General features: G+C 68.5%; 10 protein-coding genes. 8 read left to right on the forward strand and 2 right to left on the reverse strand.

The genetic code is table 11. From position 1 onward, the window contains the following. Positions 1-93: 93 nt before the first annotated feature. Entirely contained in the window at positions 94-6,177 is a 6,084-nt protein-coding gene (locus CJ014_RS01235; RefSeq protein WP_100078699.1) for an apolipoprotein A-IV repeat region-like domain-containing protein, read from the reverse strand. 679 nt (positions 6,178-6,856) lie between these two features. Here CJ014_RS01235 and CJ014_RS01240 point away from each other — a divergent pair. The 3 genes from CJ014_RS01240 (at position 6,857) to CJ014_RS01250 (ending at position 9,427) form a co-directional block, all read left to right on the forward strand. Beyond that, positions 6,857-7,198 carry a hypothetical protein gene (locus CJ014_RS01240; protein ID WP_100078700.1) on the forward strand — a complete coding sequence of 114 codons (342 nt, stop codon included), beginning with the start codon at positions 6,857-6,859 and terminating at the stop codon, positions 7,196-7,198. A 65-nt stretch (positions 7,199-7,263) separates the two neighbouring features. After that, the gene (locus CJ014_RS01245) at positions 7,264-7,584 is read left to right on the forward strand and encodes a 2Fe-2S iron-sulfur cluster-binding protein (protein WP_100078701.1); all 321 of its coding nucleotides are present in this window, start codon (positions 7,264-7,266) and stop codon (positions 7,582-7,584) included. Positions 7,585-8,191: 607 nt separating this feature from the next. After that, positions 8,192-9,427 (forward strand): acyltransferase family protein, encoded by a 1,236-nt coding sequence (locus tag CJ014_RS01250; protein WP_100078702.1) that lies wholly within the window; start codon positions 8,192-8,194, stop codon positions 9,425-9,427. On the opposite strand, the gene CJ014_RS01255 is transcribed toward CJ014_RS01250, so the two are convergent. Further along, positions 9,373-10,752 carry a glutamine synthetase family protein gene (locus tag CJ014_RS01255; RefSeq protein WP_100078703.1) on the reverse strand — a complete coding sequence of 460 codons (1,380 nt, stop codon included), beginning with the start codon at positions 10,750-10,752 and terminating at the stop codon, positions 9,373-9,375. The genes CJ014_RS01250 and CJ014_RS01255 overlap by 55 nt on opposite strands. Positions 10,753-10,899: 147 nt before the next feature. On the opposite strand from CJ014_RS01255, the gene CJ014_RS01260 reads away from it, so the two are divergent. The 5 genes from CJ014_RS01260 to flgK all read left to right on the forward strand — a co-directional run bounded on the left by CJ014_RS01260 (position 10,900) and on the right by flgK (position 17,646). Continuing rightward, on the forward strand, positions 10,900-11,427 hold the full coding sequence (locus tag CJ014_RS01260; RefSeq protein WP_100078704.1) for a SixA phosphatase family protein: 528 nt from the start codon (positions 10,900-10,902) through the stop codon (positions 11,425-11,427). 157 nt (positions 11,428-11,584) lie between these two features. Next, positions 11,585-13,000 carry a YcjX family GTP-binding protein gene (locus tag CJ014_RS01265; protein WP_100079300.1) on the forward strand — a complete coding sequence of 472 codons (1,416 nt, stop codon included), beginning with the start codon at positions 11,585-11,587 and terminating at the stop codon, positions 12,998-13,000. Next, complete coding sequence (locus tag CJ014_RS01270) at positions 12,997-13,992, forward strand: YcjF family protein (RefSeq protein WP_100078705.1); 996 nt, start codon at positions 12,997-12,999, stop codon at positions 13,990-13,992. The genes CJ014_RS01265 and CJ014_RS01270 overlap by 4 nt, the downstream gene beginning before the upstream one ends. A 208-nt stretch (positions 13,993-14,200) precedes the next feature. Continuing rightward, the gene (locus tag CJ014_RS01275; RefSeq protein WP_100078706.1) at positions 14,201-15,688 is read left to right on the forward strand and encodes a flagellar hook protein FlgE; all 1,488 of its coding nucleotides are present in this window, start codon (positions 14,201-14,203) and stop codon (positions 15,686-15,688) included. Positions 15,689-15,759: 71 nt separating this feature from the next. Continuing rightward, complete coding sequence (gene flgK / locus CJ014_RS01280; RefSeq protein ID WP_100078707.1) at positions 15,760-17,646, forward strand: flagellar hook-associated protein FlgK; 1,887 nt, start codon at positions 15,760-15,762, stop codon at positions 17,644-17,646. Positions 17,647-17,660: the final 14 nt, after the last annotated feature.

Raw genomic sequence — 17,660 nt, forward strand, 5'->3', positions numbered from 1 at the left:
GGGTGAACACGACGACAGAAACAACCCTCGTCATTCCAACGAAAAAGGGCGCCGCGTGGCGCCCTTTTCTGTGATTGTCGGTATCGGTCAGGCTCAGCCGAGCTTGCCGCTGGCGTGCGCCAGGAGGGTGTAGACCTTGCCGGTGTCGGAGTTCAGGTAGTTCTCGGCGAGGCGGCCGTTCGGGTCCTTCTGGACGGCTTCCTCGTAGAGCGCGCTGAAGTGGTCGATGTAGCGGTCGACCGCCTCGCGGAAGTCGGCCTCGCGGCCATAGCGGCGGCGCACCTCGTCGAAGGTCTGCTGGCCCTGCAAGGTGTAGACGCGGCGCGTGAACACGTTGCCGTCACCGCGCCGGTAGCGGTCCCAGAGGTCGGCGTAGGCGTCGGGATCGATCGACCGGGCGATGTCGGAGGTCAGCGAGCCCAGGCCGTCGAGCGGGTTGCCGCCCTTGTTGCGGTCGGACGACGGCAGGCGCGGCGACGGGCCGTCCTCGTCGTTGACCCGGCGCAACAGGTCGGAGATCCAGCCGCTCGACCGTTCGCCACGCTCGTCGCCGGCGGGCTGCCGCGCCTCCGGACGCCGTTCGGCGACGGCCGGGCGGGGCGGCTGGTTGGCCGGCTGGCGCGAGAAGGCGCGCGGCTCGGCCGGCTGCGACGGCTTCTGGGCCGGCAGGCTGCGGCTCGAGGCCTGGGCCGAGGCCTGCGCCCGTACCGGCGTCTCCGCGACGCTCTCACCGGGCAACTGGCGCGAGACGATCTCGGAGAGCTCGTTCAGGGCGCGGATCTGCTCGCTGACCACGCGGCGCATGGCGGCGGTGTGCTGGCTGGTCTCTTCCGGCAGGTCGAGGACGCCGCGGCTCAGATCCTCGCGGATCTGTTCCAGCTCGCGACCGACGGCGCGGGTCGCCTTACGCATCTCCTCGGTGGCGCCGGCGAAGCGGTCGACCGCCGAGCCGATGGAGGCGTTGATCTCGGAGATCAGCTCGCCGCGCACCCGCTCGATGGTCACCTTGGTCTTTTGGCCTTCCTCCTCGGCGTTGACCGACAACTGCTCGAGCTGCTGGGTGACGCCGTTCATGGCCGTCTCGGCGTTGCGGGCGAGTTGATAGCCGACGTCGCGGGCGCGGCGCTCGGCGTTGGACAGCGTGTCCTGGATCTGGCCGGCGATCGATTGCAGGCTCTCGGACATCGTCTCGCTGCGCTCCTGCAGCGTCGAGACCACGCCGTCGAGCGCGGAGAGGCGATCGCCGACGACGCCCTGCAGGGTGCCGCCCACCGACGACAGCGCGCGGGCCGACGACTGCAGGTCGCCGGTCTGCTCGGACAGCGCGGTGGCGATGGTGCCGATGTCGGCGAGCACCGTCCGCGACACCTCGCGCAGCACTTCGGTCGTCTCGGCGACGGTGGTGCTGGAGGCGGTGGTGTCGGCGACGACGCGCTCGAGGGCGAGGCGAAGGTCACCGGTCTGCTGCTCGAGACCGCGCTCGATGCGGCTGAGGTTGCCGGAAGCCTGATCGACCAGGGCGCGGAGCCCGCGATTGGCGCCCTCGACCTGTTCCAGCACGGCGACGACGTCGGTCTTGACGCGCGTCGTGGTGTCGTCGAGCGACTGCAGCACGTCGCGGCCCTGCTCGTCGAAGGTGGCCATCAGCGACAGCGTCGCCTCCTTCAGGGCTTCCGCCGCCTCGTTGCCGCGCTGGGTGATGGCGCGGCTGACGCCTTCGCCGCCCTTGGCCAGCGCTTCCAGCACGTCGCTCGCCGCGTTGCGGACCATGCCGGCCACTTCCTCGCCACGGCTGCCGACGGCCTCGTCGAGGGCGCGGGTGCCGGACAGGAAGGCGTTGGCGAGCTCGCCGCCGCGGCCGTCGATCAGTTCGCCGAGCTCGGCCATGCGGCGGGTGACCAGGTCGACCACCTTCTCGGCACGGCTGTCCATGGCGTTGGCCGCGGCCTCGGTGCGGGTGTCGAGCACCGCCTCGAGATCGCGCGTCGCCTCGGTGAGGCGCTCGGTAGCGGCGGCGATGGCGGCCGCCAGGATCTCGCTCGACCGCTCGGTTTCGCCGGCGATGCGGCCGGTGACCGCCTCGGCCGAGCCGATGAGGTTGGAGCGGGCGCGGGCGGTCTCTTCCGACAGCCGGTCGGTGACCTCGTCGATGGCGCCGATCAGGCCGGCGCGCGCCTTCTCGCTTTCCGTCGCCATGCGGCCGGTGACGTCGTCGACCGAGCCGATGATGGTGTCGCGGACGCGCTCGCTCTCGCCGATGAGGCGGCCCTCGACGGCGGTGATCGCCTCGTAGACGTTCTCGCGCGCCTTCTGGCTCTCGGTGGATAGCACGTCGGACAGGGTGGTGATGAGGTCGTTGAGCGTGCCGTGCGTCTCGTCGCGCAGGCTGGCGAGCCGGCTCTCGGCGCCCGTCAGCGACTGGCTGACGGCGAACGAGGTGTTCTCGCCCTCGGTCGCGAGGCGCGAGGCGGCGCCGTCGATGGCGGCGACCACGCTGGCGCGGACCTGCTCGCTCTCGCCGGCCAGCCGTTCGGACATGCCTTCCAGCACGCCGGCCACCACGTCGCGCGCCCGGACGGAGCCGCTTTCCATCTCGTGGGCGATCTCGGCCATGGCATCGGTGACGATGGCCTTGGCGCGGTCGGCCTCGACGCGCAGCTTGTCGGTGGCCGCTTCCACCGAGCCGGTGAGGTCCTCGCGGACGCGGGCGCTTTCCTTCTGCAACACGGCGGCGGCGTTGATCAGGGCGCGGGCCAGTTCCTCGCGGGCCGTCTCGGTCTGGCTGCCGAGCATGTCGACGATGGAGGCGAGGCGCTGGGTCAGCGACACCTCCAGCGAGCTGGCGCGGCTGTCCAGCGTCTCGGCGACCTCGAACACCTTGGAGCCGAGCGACACGTTGATCTCGGCCACCTTGTCGGCCAGCGTCTCGGTGAACTCCTCGGTCTTGCGCTGCAGCGAGCGGCCGACGGCGTCGAGGCGCCCCTCGATGGCGTCGACCATCTCCGACTGGCCGGCCGAGAAGGCCTGCGCCAGGTCGCGGGTGCGGGCCATCAGCGTCTCGGTGATCTGGCGGGCCCGGCCGTCGAGCGCGTGGTCGATCAGCTCGATGCGGTTGTCGAGGGTGCCGGTCAGCGCGTCCGCCTTGTCGGCGAAGGTGCGGGTGGCATCCTCGAGGCGCTTGCCGACGCTGCCGTCGAAGGCGGCGAGCTGGCCTTCCAGCGCGGCGCCGAAGCTGCCGGCGCGGCCTTCCAGCGAGGCGAGGACCGCCTGGGTACGGCCGTCCAGCGTCTCCACCAGCGCGCCGGAGCGCTTGTCGAACTCGCTGCCCAGCCGCTCGACGCGCTCGTCGATCAGGCCGGTGATGTTGCCGGAACGGCCGCTGAGCGTCGCCTCGAGGGCGCTGGTGCCTTCGGCGAGGGCGTTCTGGATGGTGAGGGTGCGCTCGGCCAGCGCCGCCTCGATGCGGGCGATCTGCTCCTCCAGCGAGCCGTCGAGCATCGACGTGCGGCTGACCAGGCTTTCCACCAGCTCGGCGGCGCGGCCGTTGATGATCTCGTCGAGCACGCGGATGCGCTCGGCGAAGCTGACCGACATGCTGTCGGAACGGTCGTCCAAGAGGTTGGCGATCTGGCTGCCGGCGGCGAGGATGGTCTCGGCGACGCGCTCGCCGCGGGCGTTGACGGCGCGGGCGATCTCGGCGCCGATGGTCGACAGGCGCTCGGAGAACAGGCTGCCGCTGTCGGCGAGCAGCGTCTCCACCGACAGCGTGGCGCCGTCGATGATGCCGCGGATCGACGTGGTGCGGTCGTCCATCATGCGGGCGACTTCCTGGCCGGTGGCGGCAAGGCGGTCGGCGAGATCGACGCCGTTGACGCTGATCGCCGTGTGGACGGCCTCGCCGGTGGTGGCCAGCTTGTTGACGAGATCGGTGCCGCGCTCGGTGATCGTCGAGGTGATCAGCGTGCCGGTCTGGTCGAGGCGGTCGGTGATCTCGCTGCCGCGGATCGACAGGTCGAGCAGCACGCCCTCGGAGGTGGAGCGCAGCGTCTCGTTGATGGTCTCGATCTTCTCGGCCATCGCCTTCGACGCTTCGTCGGTGGTGCGGGCGACCTGCTCGCTGACGGCGAAGGCGCGCTGCGAGATGTCCTCGGCGAAGCTCTGGCCCGAGCGGGCCAGCGTCTCGTCGATCTCGCGGGTGCGCAGCGTGAGGTTTTCCTCGAGGGCGGCGACCGTGGTGTCGATCGAGAAGACGATGGCGTCGCTGCGGTCGCGCAGCAGCGTCTCGAGCGAACCGGTGCGGCTTTCGAGGGTGGAGGCGATCTCCTGCGACCGCTCGGTCAGCACCTTGTCGAGGCTGTCGGTGCGGGTGAGCAACTGCGTTTCCATCACCGACGTCGAGGTGGCGACGGTCGACACCAGCTCGTTGACGCGATGGCCGATGGTGCGGTCGAAGTTGGCCGACTGCTCGGCGAGCGTGGTGCCGAACAACTCGGCGCGCGTCGACAGCGTCTCGGCGAGCTCGGCGGTGCGGCCGGAGATCGTCCGGTCGATCAACTGGGTCTTGTCGGTCAATTCGGCGCTGAGTTCGCCGGTGCGCGCCTCGATGGTGCTGGCGAGCTGGGCCGAGCGCAGGGCCAGCGTGCTCTCCAGCGCTTCGCTCTTTTCGGCGAGAGCGGTGGAGAATTCGGCGGTGCGCGTCTCCAGCGTGGTGCCGATCTCCTCGGCCTTCTCGCCAAGCGCCTTGCCGAGCTCGAAGGTGCGGACCGAGAGCGTCGACGAAAGCTCGTCGGAGCGGGCGGCGATCGAGGAGACGATCTCCTCGGTGCGGGCCGACAGCGTGAAGGCGATGTCGGCGGTGCGATCGGTGAGCGTCGACGACAGCTCGTCGGAACGGGCGGCCAGCGTCGAGACCAGTTCCTCGGTGCGCGAGGCCAGCGTGAAGGCCAGCTCGCCGGTGCCGTCGCTGAGCGCCGCCGACAGGTCGGCGGTGCGGGTGGCGAGCGTCGACACCAGTTCGTCGGAGCGCTTGGCGAGCTCGCTGCCGAGCTGCTCGGTTTCCGCGCCGATGGCGCCGACCAGGCGGCCGCCCTCCTCGGTGATGGTGCGCGTCAGCACCTCGCTGCGGCTGGCGATCGCCTCGTTGATGGCGGTGCCGGTTTCGGCGAGGCCGCTGATCAGGCTTTCGCGCTCGGTGCCGAGCGTCGACAGGAAATCGGCGCCGCGCTTGGCCACCGTCTCGGTCACCGAGTTGCCGGCCGCCTCGAAGGCCAGCGCCAGTTCCTCGGCCTTGGAGCCGAAGGTGCGGGTAACGTTGCGGCCGGTCTCGTCGATGCGGTTGGTGAGCAGGTCGCCGGCGGTGCGCAGTTCCTCGGACAGGTTCTGGTGGGCGCCGGAGATGGCGGTGCGCGCCTTCTCGGCGTTGGCGACCACGCTCTCGCGCTGGCTGACCAGCTCCTCGATCAGGCCGCGGATGCGCAACTCGTTTTCGGCGTAGGAGCGCTCCAGCGAGGAAACCTCGTTGTGGACCAGCACTTCGAGCTCGCTGGCGCGGGCGAGCGCCCGCTCGATGCCGTCGCCCATGGCGGCGACTTCCCGGCGGATGGCCTGTCCGACGGTGACGACGTTCTCCTTGGCCGACAGCTCGGGCTCGGCGAGCTTGACCGCCACTTCGGTGAGCGAGCGGGCGGCGAGCCGCAGATCCTGGGCGCGCCAGATCATGGTGGCGATGGCGAAGAACAGCACCACCGGCGCGACGATGCCGCCGATCAGCGCGAAGCCGTCGGGGCGCGACGACAGGGCGGCCGGGTCGGCCAGCACGGAAAAGTCGCCGAAGGCGGCGCGGGCGACGTAGAAGCCGCCGGCGACCCAGACGACCGAGGCGAAGAGGGCGATCCAGAAGGGCAGGGCCGACGGCCGGCGCTGCATCTGGTAGAGCAGCGTCGCAACGGACCGGCGATCGTCGTTGGCCGGGGCGCGGCCCGGGCGGGCGGAGGCGCGGGGCGCGTCGGCGGGCTCGGCGAGCGGCTGCCGCGCAGCAGCATCCGGGCTTTCGGCGAAGGTATCCTGGTCGGGCGATCTCGGCTCGTCGGCCGAAACGCCGAAGTCGATCTTCAGGGCCTCCTCGACGGCGGAGAGTGCGGCCTCCGCCGGATCCGATGCCTTGGTGCTTTTTACCATGGTACCCTCTTGTCCGCATACTTGAAGCCGGACGGCTCCGGAAGTGTACTCCCGGTTGCCGTCCCGGTCGAACCATGCCCCGCCCGGCCTAGGCGATCGGCATGAACTCGGGCTTTCCCCGACCGCCACGCGCCCCTGAAGAGGCGGCAATGGCTACGCCGGCCGAGGATTGCCTATTGAAACGTAATGGCACAACAGGCCCTTCCGGACAAGGAAAGCTCCCCGGGCGCCCCGTATTGTTAACAAGCCGCTAATAGGCGTCGCACATTGTTATTCATCTTCCGGTTGTTATTTCCGGACCCGAAGGCGGATGTTTGAATGGCGGCCAACCCCCCGTTCTTCGGCGCGCATGGCGAGGCCGGAGGGGGCGAGATGCCGGGCGAACACAGTCAAGACGTTAGGACATCGAGTTGAATATTGGCTTAAAACATATGGTTACCGACCGGCCCGCCGGAGGATGCCGGCCCGGACGCCGCCGGGACGGGGCCCGGCGCCAACGATCCGAAGCCGGCTGGTCCTGCTTCACGACGATAACAGGCTTGGATTGCAACGGGCGAATTAACCATATCTTCAGAATTCCGGCCGCTCCTCGGGGCGGGCGGAGCCCTATCGAGCCCCGCCCGGCGCCGGTGCGACGGGCGCGGAAGGCCTTCGGAACGATGCGGAAGGGGCGACAGCGATGAGCGACGACGAGCAGGCCGGCGGTCCTCCCCTCGATCTCGGGCACCTCGCCGCGCAGACCTTCGGCAATGCCGACCTCGAGGCCGAGGTGCTGCGCCTGTTCCTCGGGCAGAGCCGCGATTGCCTCGACCGGTTGCAGGCGGCGCCCGATGCCGGCACCGCCCATCTCCTGCTCGGCTCGGCGCGCGGCATCGGCGCGACGGCGGTCGCCGGCGCGGCGGCGGCGCTCGAAGCCGCGCTGTTGCGCGGCGACGGCGGCGGGGCCGAGCTTTTCCGGCTGACCAAGGTCGTTGCCGCCGCCAACGCCTTTATCGAGGCTCGTCTCGGCGGCAGGGGTTGACGACGGCGGACGCTGATATATGTGCAGGTGACCCGAGGGGCGACGCCCCGCAGCCGCAGGTTTCCATGCCCAAGATCACCTATGTCACGCACGAAGGCAGCCGCTACGAGGTGGAGGCCGAGACCGGCACCACGGTGATGGAGAACGCCGTCAAGAACCTGGTTCCCGGCATCGAGGCCGAGTGCGGCGGCGCCTGCTCCTGCGCCACCTGCCACGTCTACGTCGACGAGGCCTGGGTGGCGGCCACCGGCGAGCCCGAGCCGATGGAAGAGGACATGCTGGATTTCGCCGCCGATCCCAAGCCGACCTCCCGTCTCTCCTGCCAGATCAAGGTGAACGGCGATCTCGACGGGCTGGTGGTCCACATCCCGTCCCGGCAGGCCTAGAGCCTGGCTCGAAACCCGCTGGGCGGGCATCTGGTTCTTTGTTGTCGCATCGTTTTGCGGGAAACCGGCTTCCATTTTTCCGTACAATGCTTGGCTTCAAGCTCTGTGCTTCCGGTACTAACGGACCCTTAAGTGCGCTCCGGTTTTCGTGCGTCTCGCCATCTCCCTGACAACAGCGAGTGTTGGGAGACTTATATCGGCGTTGCGCCCCATTCTGCCCGAGGTCCTACGCCTTCGCGTAGGATGACAGAATTATATATAAAAAACATATACATAGATTGTCATCCTACGCGAAGGCGTAGGACCTCAGGTCGAAAGAGGCGCGGGGTGGCTATAGGGCTCCAAAAGGGCAGCGAGGCGATGTCGGGGATTTGACCGGTGGCATCCGATTTGGAATTCTCTGCTTCCGGTGCTGACGAACCGCACTTTTCAAGACGCAAACCGCAAGGCACTTTTGCCGGAGCTGCCCGGGTTCGCTCCGCCTCGGTTCCCGTGCGTCTCGCCATCTGCCGACCGGCGAGTTTCGAGCCGGGCCGAGGGAAGCCGTACGCGCCGTTATCCTTAATTCCCAGTTTAGATTGCTTCCAGCCGATACTCGGAATTAAAGATGAGCTCTCTCACGGACTTTTGCCGTGAGGTGTCGCCGCAGCGTGGCCGGACCGGTTCCGGCATGCCGGCAGCGAACTGGAGCGATGCCATGCGCATGAAGGCACTCGACGGCTGGAGAGGGATCGGCGCGCTCGCCGTCTGCTTTATTCACCTGCAGCTCAACGGCTACCTGACCACGGCACCGTCGCTGGATTCCTGGACGCTGGCCGTCGACTTCTTCTTCGTGCTGTCCGGCTTCGTCATCGCCCGCGTCTATGCCGACGAACTGGCCGACGGCGAGCGGGTGGCCGTCTTCGTGGTGCGGCGTCTCGGCCGGCTGTGGCCGCTGCATCTTTCCATGCTGGCGCTGTTCGTCGTTGTCGAACTGGCGAAACTGGCGCTGCAGCGCGAGACGGGCTTTTCCCCGGAACATGCGGCTTTCGTAGGCGCCCGCAATCCTTCCGACATCCTGCCGATCGCCCTGTTCCTGCAAACGGCCCGCCTCGGCCCCGAGCTCACCTGGAACTTCCCGAGCTGGAGCATCTCGGCGGAAATCTGGACCTACGCCGTCTTCGCGCTGGTCGCCTTCAGGACGGCCGGCAACCCCGGCCGGCGCGCCGCCGTCGCCGGCGCCATTGCCCTGGTGGCCTGGCTTGTCCTCGTCGTGGACATCACCGGCCGCGGCATGATCAGCACCGACGTGTTCGGCATCGTCCGCTGTCTCCTCGGCTTCTTCTCGGGCGTCGTGGCGGAGCACCTGCACCGCCGGGGATCGTTCAGGGCCTTAGCCGGCGGCCGGGCGGAAATCCCCACGGCGCTGGCCGGCGTCGCGCTGGTCTGGGCGACCGCGTCGCTGCCGGAAGCCCGCTACTTCGCCCCGGTCGTGTTCCTGGCGCTGGTGTTCGCCCATGCCGACGATCGCGGTCCGCTGTCGCGCTTCATGGCGACCTCGCCGGTGCAGTGGCTGGGCCGGCTCTCCTACTCGATCTACCTGACCCACCTGTTCCTGGTCGCCTATGTGGTGCCGCGCCTGTCGCAGACCGTCGACCGGCTGCTGCCGGGCGAGACGATGCTGCGCGAAGGCGTCGTGGCGGCGCTCTACATCGCCCTGGTGATGGCCTTCTCGCTCGCCACCTGGCGGTTCATCGAGCTGCCGGGCCAGCGGTTCGCCGCGGCGATCGCCGGCCGCATCCGCCAGTCTCAGACGTTGAGCAGCAAATACTCGCGCTCCCAGCTCGAGATGACACGGTTGTAGAGCCTGAGTTCGAGCTGCTTGACGTCGATGTAGGCCCCGACGAAGCGCTCGCCGAGCACGGCCTTCAGGCGCTCGCAGTCGCCGAGCTCGATCAGCGCGTCGGAGAGGTGGATGGGCAGCGTCACGCCGAGCGTCTTGGCGTCGACCGTCACCACCTCGTCCGGCTGCACCTCGTCTTCGAGGCCGATCAGGCCGCAGGCCAGCGTCGTCGCCATGGCGATGTAGGGATTGCTGTCGGCGCCGATCACCCGGTTCTCGACGCGGCGCGATTCCGGCCCCGAGTCCGGCACGCGCAGGCCGCAGGTGCGGTTGTCGCGGCCCCAGTGGACGTTGATCGGCGCGTCGCTTTCGAGGCGGATGCGGCGGTAGCTGTTCACGTTGGGGCAGAACAGGCTCATCGACTTCGGCACGTAGCGCTGCAGGCCGCCGATGTAGTGATGCAACTGGTCGGTGTCGCTGCCGTCGGGATTGGCGAAGATGTTGCGGCCGTCGGCGACGCGCACCACCGACTGGTGGATGTGAGTGGCCGAGCCCGGCATCTCCTGGTGCGGCATGGCCATGAAGGTGGCGACCATGCCGAACTTGCGGGCGGCGAGGCGGGCGGTGCGCTTGAACAGGAAGGTCTGGTCGGCGAGCTCGATCGGGTCGCCGTGGCGGAAGTTCATCTCGAGCTGCGCCGGACCGGCCTCGTGCGCCATGGTGGCGATCTCGATGCGCGAGGCCTCGCAATAGTCGTACATCTGGTTGACGACGTGGTCGTAGTCGTTGGCGTGCTCGATGCCGTAGGCCTGGCTGCCGCTTTCCTTGCGGCCGGAAAGGCCGATCGGCACTTCCAGCGGCAGGTCGGGGTCGTCGTTCTGGCCGGTCAGGTAGAATTCCACCTCCGGCGCCACCACCGGGCGGATGCCATGGGCGGCGTAGAGCTCGATGACGTGGCGCAGTACGGAGCGCGGCGCGAAGTCGACCAGGCGGCCGTCGGCGAAATGGCAGTCGCAGATCACCTGGGCCGTCGGCTCGTCGTACCAGGGCACCAGGCGCAGCGTCGTCAGATCGGGCAGGCAGCGGATGTCGCGGTCGAGCGGATTGACGATCTTGCTCTCGACGGCGCTGTCGCCGGTCACCGCCTGGAAAAACACGAACTCCGGCAGCCGCACGCCGGCGTCGATGATGCGGATGAAATCTTCGCGCGGCACGATCTTGCCGCGCATGATGCCGTTCATGTCCGGGATGATGCATTCGACCTCGTTGATACGACGGTCGCGGAGCCAGTGGATCGCGTCGGCCTGGTTGGAAAAGCGCGGCGCGACATCTGAAGCGGTGGGCATGAAATAATCCTCGGCGATCCGGACCGACCGGATTCGCGAGCCCGATCGGGCGGCGGATCGTCGGGGCCGCGCCGGCAGCCCGGAATCAGGTTAGAATGATTGGACATTACGCCAAGTCCGGCGCGATGGGAGCCCCGGAGCCCGCCAATGCCACGTCTTTTTATTCTCCGCCACGCCAAGTCGCCGCCGGCAATTTCCGGCCAGAAGGATTTCGACCGGCCGCTTTCCGAGCGGGGCAGGGCGGCCGCGCCGGTGATCGGCCGCTACATGGCCGACGAGGGCTACCTGCCCGATCTCGTTCTCTGTTCGCCATCGGCGCGGACGCGCGAGACGTTCGACGGGGTCAAACCGTTCCTGCCGGAGCGCGTCGCCGTCGACTACGTGCGCGAACTCTACGAGGCGTCGCTCGGGGCGATGCTCAAGGTGATCGTCACCCACGCCGAGGCGGCCGAGCGGCTTCTGGTGGTCGGGCACAATCCGTCGGTCCACAGGCTGGCGACGACGCTGCCGGAGGACGGCGATCCCGCCGAATTGGCTCGGCTCGGGGCCAAATTCCCGACCGCCTCGCTGGCGGTGATCGAGTTTTCAAGGACCTGGTCCGAAATCGAGCCGGGCGACGGCCGGCTCATCGCCTTCGTGACGCCGGCCGACCTCGGCGGCCCCGCCGGCGACTAGAGCGACGGATGCCGCTTTCGGTCCGATGCCTCAAGCCATTGTGGCGGCGCGGGACGTGCCTACATAGAGGCCGCGGCGCCTTTCGCGCCGGACGAGGTTCGACGAGGTCGTGAGCTTCACCACGTTTTCCGACGAGGCGCGCATCGCCCTCGACAACATGGCCGATTTCGCCTGGAGCCTCGGTTCGCCATCGCTCCGGCTCGGCGTCACCGGATTGTCCCGCGCCGGCAAGACGGTGTTCATCACGGCGCTGATCCACAACCTGACGCATGGCGGCCGGCTGCCGATGTTCGAGCCCTGGCGGGCCGGCCGGCTTCTCGGCGCCGACATCCGGCCGCAGCTCCATCCCGACGTGCCGACCTTCGACTATCGCGGCCATGTGCGGAAGCTGACCGACGCCCGCGTCTGGCCGGACTCGACGCGGCAGATTTCCGAGCTGCGCCTGACCATCGCCTACGAGAGCGCCACCTTCCTCGGCCGGTCGCTGGGGCGCGGCAAGCTCGATCTCGACATCGTCGACTATCCCGGCGAATGGCTCCTGGACCTGCCGCTGCTCTCCAAGGATTACCGCGCCTTTTCCAGCGAGACGCTGGAACGGGGGCGCGAGCCGCGCCGCACGGCGATCGCCGCCGACTGGCTCGCCCATACCTCCGGCGTCGATCCGCTGGGGCCGGCCGACGACGAGGCGGCCGGACGCCTGCACGAGCTGTTCGCCGCCTATCTCGGCGCGGCGCGCGGCGGCAGCCTCGCGCTGTCCATGGTGCCGCCCGGCCGCTTCCTGATGCCGGGCGATCTCGCCGGCTCGCCGGCGCTGACCTTCGCGCCGCTCGACCTGCCGGAGAGCGGCGAGGCGCCGCGCGACAGCCTTTGGGCGCTGATGGAAAGCCGCTTCGAGGCCTACAAGGACGTGGTCGTCAGGCCGTTCTTCCGCACCCATTTCGCCCGCCTCGACCGGCAGGTGGTGCTGGTCGACGTGCTGGCGGCGCTGAACGGCGGCCGCGAGGCGCTCGTCGATCTCGAGATGGCGCTCGGCGAGATCCTCGGCTGCTTCCGGCCGGGGCGCTCCTCCTGGCTCGGGCAGGTGCTGACGCGCCGCATCGACCGCATCCTGTTCGCCGCCACCAAGGCCGATCACCTTCATCATGCCAGCCACGACCGGCTGGAGCTGATCCTCCGCCGCCTCACCGACCGGGCGATCGCCCGCGCCTCGTTCTCCGGCGCCGAGGTGGACGTAAAGGCGCTGGCGGCGGTGCGGGCGACGCGCGAGGCGACGGTGCGCCGCAACGGCGAGAGCCTGCCCTGCATTCTCGGCGTGCCGCAGGAGGGCGAGCTCCTCGACGACCATCTCTATGACGGCAAGGAAGAAATCGCCCTGTTCCCCGGCGACCTGCCGGACAATCCGCAGGCGCTGTTCCGCCCGCCCGAGGCGGGCGAACCTGGTTTCGACGCGCTGCGCTTCCTGCGCTTCCGCCCGCCGCCGCTCGAAGTGACGGCCGAGGGCGTCAGCCTGTCGCTGCCGCATATCCGCCTCGACCGCGCCCTCGATTTCCTGATCGGAGACCGTCTGGCATGACGCGCCGCCCCACCGCCTTCGATCTGACGGCCGACGAGGTCAGCCATGTCCGTCCCGGCGAGGCGCCGCCGGCCGATGCCGCCGTTATCGTCGAGGAGGCGGTGGAGGCCGACGACCTGCCGGCGCCGCTGCCGCCCGTCCGCCGGCGGTTTTCCTGGTCGCGGCTGTTGTTCGGCGCCGTCGCCGGCATCCTGTCGCTGGCCATCGGCCTCTGGCTCGACCAACTGGTCCGCGAGCTGTTTTCCCGCGACGACTGGCTCGGCTGGCTGGCGGTCGGCCTGATCGCCTTGGCGGTGATCGCCGTCGTCGCCATCGCCGCCCGCGAGATTGCCGGCCTGATCTGGCTGAGGCGCATCGACCGCATGCGCCGGCGGGCCGATCTCGCCGCCGTCCGCGACGACCGGCCGGAAGCCGAGGCGGTGGTGGACGAACTGATCAAGCTCTATGCCGACCGGCCCGATCTCGCGCCCGGCCGGCGGGCCACGCAAGCCCGCGTCGACGACATCATCGACGGCCGCGACCGGCTGGTGCTGGCCGAAGCCGACCTTCTCGCCCCGCTCGACGCGGCGGCCCGCCGGCTGGTGTCGGACGCCGCCGCCCGCGTGTCGGTGGTGACGGCGGTGTCGCCGCGCGCCGCCATCGACGTGATCTTCGTGGTGGTGGCGACGCTCGGCCTGATCCGCCGCCTCGCCGCGCTCTACGGCGGCCGGCCGGGGTTCGTCGGGCTGGCGCGGCTGACCCGCCTGGTGCTCACCCATCTCGCGGTCACCGGCTCGATCGCCGTCGGCGACGGCCTCGCCCAGCAGTTGATCGGCCACGGCCTCGCCGCCAAGCTGTCGGCGCGGCTCGGCGAAGGAGTGATCAACGGCCTGCTGACCGCCCGTGTCGGCGTCGCCGCCATCGACGTCTGCCGCCCGCTGCCGTTCCTCGAACGCCGGCGGCCGCAGATCTCGGAAATCATGGCCGGCATCCGCGCGCCGCGCGCGAAATGACGTCATGCGGCGGGTTCGGCCCGGCAGGTTTTGCCGGATACGCCGAACCTTGCCGCCGCGTTAACCTATCGTTCATCAAAGCCAGGCGCCGATTTCCCGGAAACAAACGGAAAAAGAGCAGAAATCCATTTGGCACGCCCGTTGCCCTTGTCTTGCGTAGCGGCCACTCGTCCGGCCGACCGCGTTGCAGATCGTAAGGGAAACGAGCATGGGTATCCTGACCGCAATGAACTCGGCCGTCGGTGGCCTCGGAGCGCAATCCTTCGCCCTCGAGAATATCTCGGGCAATATCGCCAACTCGTCGACAACCGGCTTCAAGCGCAAGGATACCAGCTTCGCCGACCTCGTGCGCTCCAACACCTCCAACGCGGCGCGCGTCACCTCGGGCGGCGTCACCGCCTCCTCGCGCTCGACCATCACGCTCGACGGCGACATTCAGGGATCGGCGGTCGATACCCATCTCGCCATCAACGGCACCGGCTTCTTCTCCGTTTCGGCCGACCCGCTCGACAACACCCTCGGCACCCGCTACACCCGCGCTGGCGATTTCGAGCAGTATTACGACGCCCGCAACGGCCAGACCTACCTGCGCAACGGCTCCGGCTACAGCCTGATCGGCATCAACATGACGCCGGCGATCGGCGAGGACCCGAAGGGGCCGATCACCATCGACAAGACGTCGCAGAGCGCCAAGGCGTCGACGCAGATCACCTACAAGCTCAATCTGCCGACCGAACCGGTGACCACCTACTCCGCCGCCAACTCGACGGTGGCTGGCGCCAACATCTACGATCCAAGCTACAGCGCGACCTCCATCCCCTACCAGATTGCCAGCACTGGCAAAGTTGTCGGCACCCAGGTGACCGACTTCATGAAGAACTCGATCGCCGGCGGCACGGTCACGGTCTACGACGCCCAGGGCACGCCGGCCGTCGTGCAGCTCCGCTGGTCGAAGTTCGAGGAGGCGAGCACCGGCCGCAGCGAGTGGGGCCTGTTCTACCGCAACGCGGAAACCTACGACGCGACGGACACGACCGACGCCGTCTGGACGCAGATTCCCTCGAACACCACGATCAACGACGGCACGCTCGGCCGCGTGGCGGCGACCGATACCAACGGCGTCGCGCCAGGCGGCACCGGCTGGATCGAGACCTACACCCATCCGGCAAGCACCGGCTTCTTCTTCGACAGCAACGGCAAGCAGCTCGACGCGACCTCGGCGATCGCCATCAACAACCTTACCGTCAACGGCAAGAATTTCGGCACCATGACGCTCGACATGGCGGCCACCGAGTTCGCCGACAAGAACGGTCTCGCCTCCGCCAACCAATTGACGCAGGACGGCTATTCGACCGGCGCCTTCGAGGGCGTGTCGATCGACAACAACAGCGGCATCATCAGCTACAACTACTCGAACGGCCAGACCGTCCAGAAGTGGAAGATCCCGATCGTCGCCTTCAACGGCGCCAGCTATCTCAAGGCGGAGGACGGCGGCGCCTACACCGAGACGATCCAGAGCGGCAGCCCGATCGACATCGACGGCGCGCTGTCGAGCTCGGCGCTCGAGGCGTCCAACGTCGACATCTCCGAGGAATTCACCAAGCTGATCGTCACGCAGCAGGCGTTCTCGGCCAATTCCAAGGTGATCACCACCGCCGACCAGATGATGTCGGACATCCTGCAGATCATCCGCTGACGCTTTCGGCGGCCGTCATGCCCCAGGCGTGACGGCCGCTCTCCGCGACGTTCTCTGACCGCGAGACGGACATGCCTGTTTCGAGTGCCCTTTCCACGGCCCTGTCCGGCATCAGGACGACCCAGCAGCAGTTGGGCGTGACGTCGGCCAACATCGCCAATGCCAAGAGCACCGGCTACAGCCGTCAGACGATCTCCTCGACGGCGCAGGTCGCCAACTCGCGGGTCTACGGCGTCGAGGCCAACCAGGTCACGCGCGAGATCAACCTTCTCGTGCAGAAGCAGTGGCGGACCTCGCAGGCCAATTCGGCCTATGCCGACACGCGGGTCACCGCGCTGTCGGCGCTCGACAGCTATTGGGGGGCGCCGAACAGCAGCAGTTCGCTGAACTCGATCTACGGCGATTTCAGCACGACGCTCCAGAAGCTGGCGACGACGCCGAACGACACGGCGACGCAGGGCAGTGCCGTGTCGGCGGCGCAGAACCTGGTGAGCCGCCTCAACCAGTTGTCGGGCGACGTGCAGTCGCTGCGCCAGGAGGCGGAATCCAACATCGCCAACGCCGTCAGCCGCGTCAACGCGCTGCTGTCGACCATCGCCGATCTCGACAAGCAGGTGGTGGCCGTCGGCGCCGGCGGCACCAACAGCACCTCCGCCCTGCAGGACAAGCGGGACGCCGCCATCGACGAATTGTCCGAATACATGGACATTCACGTCACCGACCAACCGGGCGGCGGCATCGCCATCTCGCTGACCGACGGCACCCAGCTCTACGACGACGTGGCGGTGACGCTGAGCTTCGACCAGCAGGGCGTGGTCGACGCCTCGCGCGTCTATTCGACCGAAGACAGCCAGCGGTCGCTCGGCACCATCCGCATCAGTTCTGGTCCCGGCTCCGGCGTCGACCTGTTCAAGAGCGGATCGATCCGCTCGGGCAAGATCGCCGCCTATAAGGAATTGCGCGACGAGACGCTGGTCAATGCCCAGGCCCAGCTCGACACCATCGCCGCTACACTGTCGAAGGCCACCTCGACGCGGCAGGCGTCGGGCACCGCGGTCGGCGACGCCACGACGGCCGGCTATACGCTGGACATTTCCGGGCTGACCGAGGGCAACACGCTCAAGGTCGAATATACCGACGCCTCCGGCGCCAAGGGGGCGATCACCTTCGTCGCCTACAAGGGCGGCACCGCCCCCGGCAACGGCTTCACCCCCGAGCCGGGCGATACGGTGGTCGGCATCGACCTCACCAGCGCCACCGACGTCGGCGCCCAGATCGCCAATGCCCTCAACGCGGCCACCGGCGGCAGCGATTTCTCCGGCTCGGTGTCGACCTCGGGCTCCACCTCCACGGTGAGCCTTTCGGCGACCACCGTTCCTGCCAGCCACGGCAGCATCACCAGCGTCGTCGGCGAGATATCGTCGGGCGAACAGGACGGCTACCAGGCCTATCCGCTGTTCGTCGACGGCTCCACCGGCAAGGCCTATACCGGCCTCACCAACGGCACCGACACCATCACCGGCCTCGCCGCCCGCATCTCGGTCAATCCCAAGGTGGTGGCCGACCCGTCGCTGACGGTGAAATACGGCAGCGACACCCTGTCGGGCGACGGTACGCGGCCGCAGGCGATCCTCGATGCGCTCGACAGCCGCGTCTATTCCTATTCCGCCTCGATCGGCATCGGCTCGGCGACGACGCCGTTCAAGGGCACCTTCGAGGGCCTGCTGTCGCAGGTCGTCAACACCCAGGGCGCCTTGGTCGAGGATGCGCAGAACGTCGCCGACGGCCAGTCGGTCGTCACCTCCAATCTCAAGGAGCGTTACGACAACAGCCGCTCCGTCGATCTCGACACCGAGCTGATGGCGCTCATCCAGCTCCAGACGTCCTATTCGGCCAACGCCCGGGTGCTGTCCGTGGCGCAGGAGCTGATGGACACCCTCATGAACACGTTCAAGTAAAAAGCGGCGCCGCC

This window comes from Pleomorphomonas carboxyditropha, assembly GCF_002770725.1.
Taxonomy (GTDB): Bacteria; Pseudomonadota; Alphaproteobacteria; order Rhizobiales; family Pleomorphomonadaceae; genus Pleomorphomonas; species Pleomorphomonas carboxyditropha.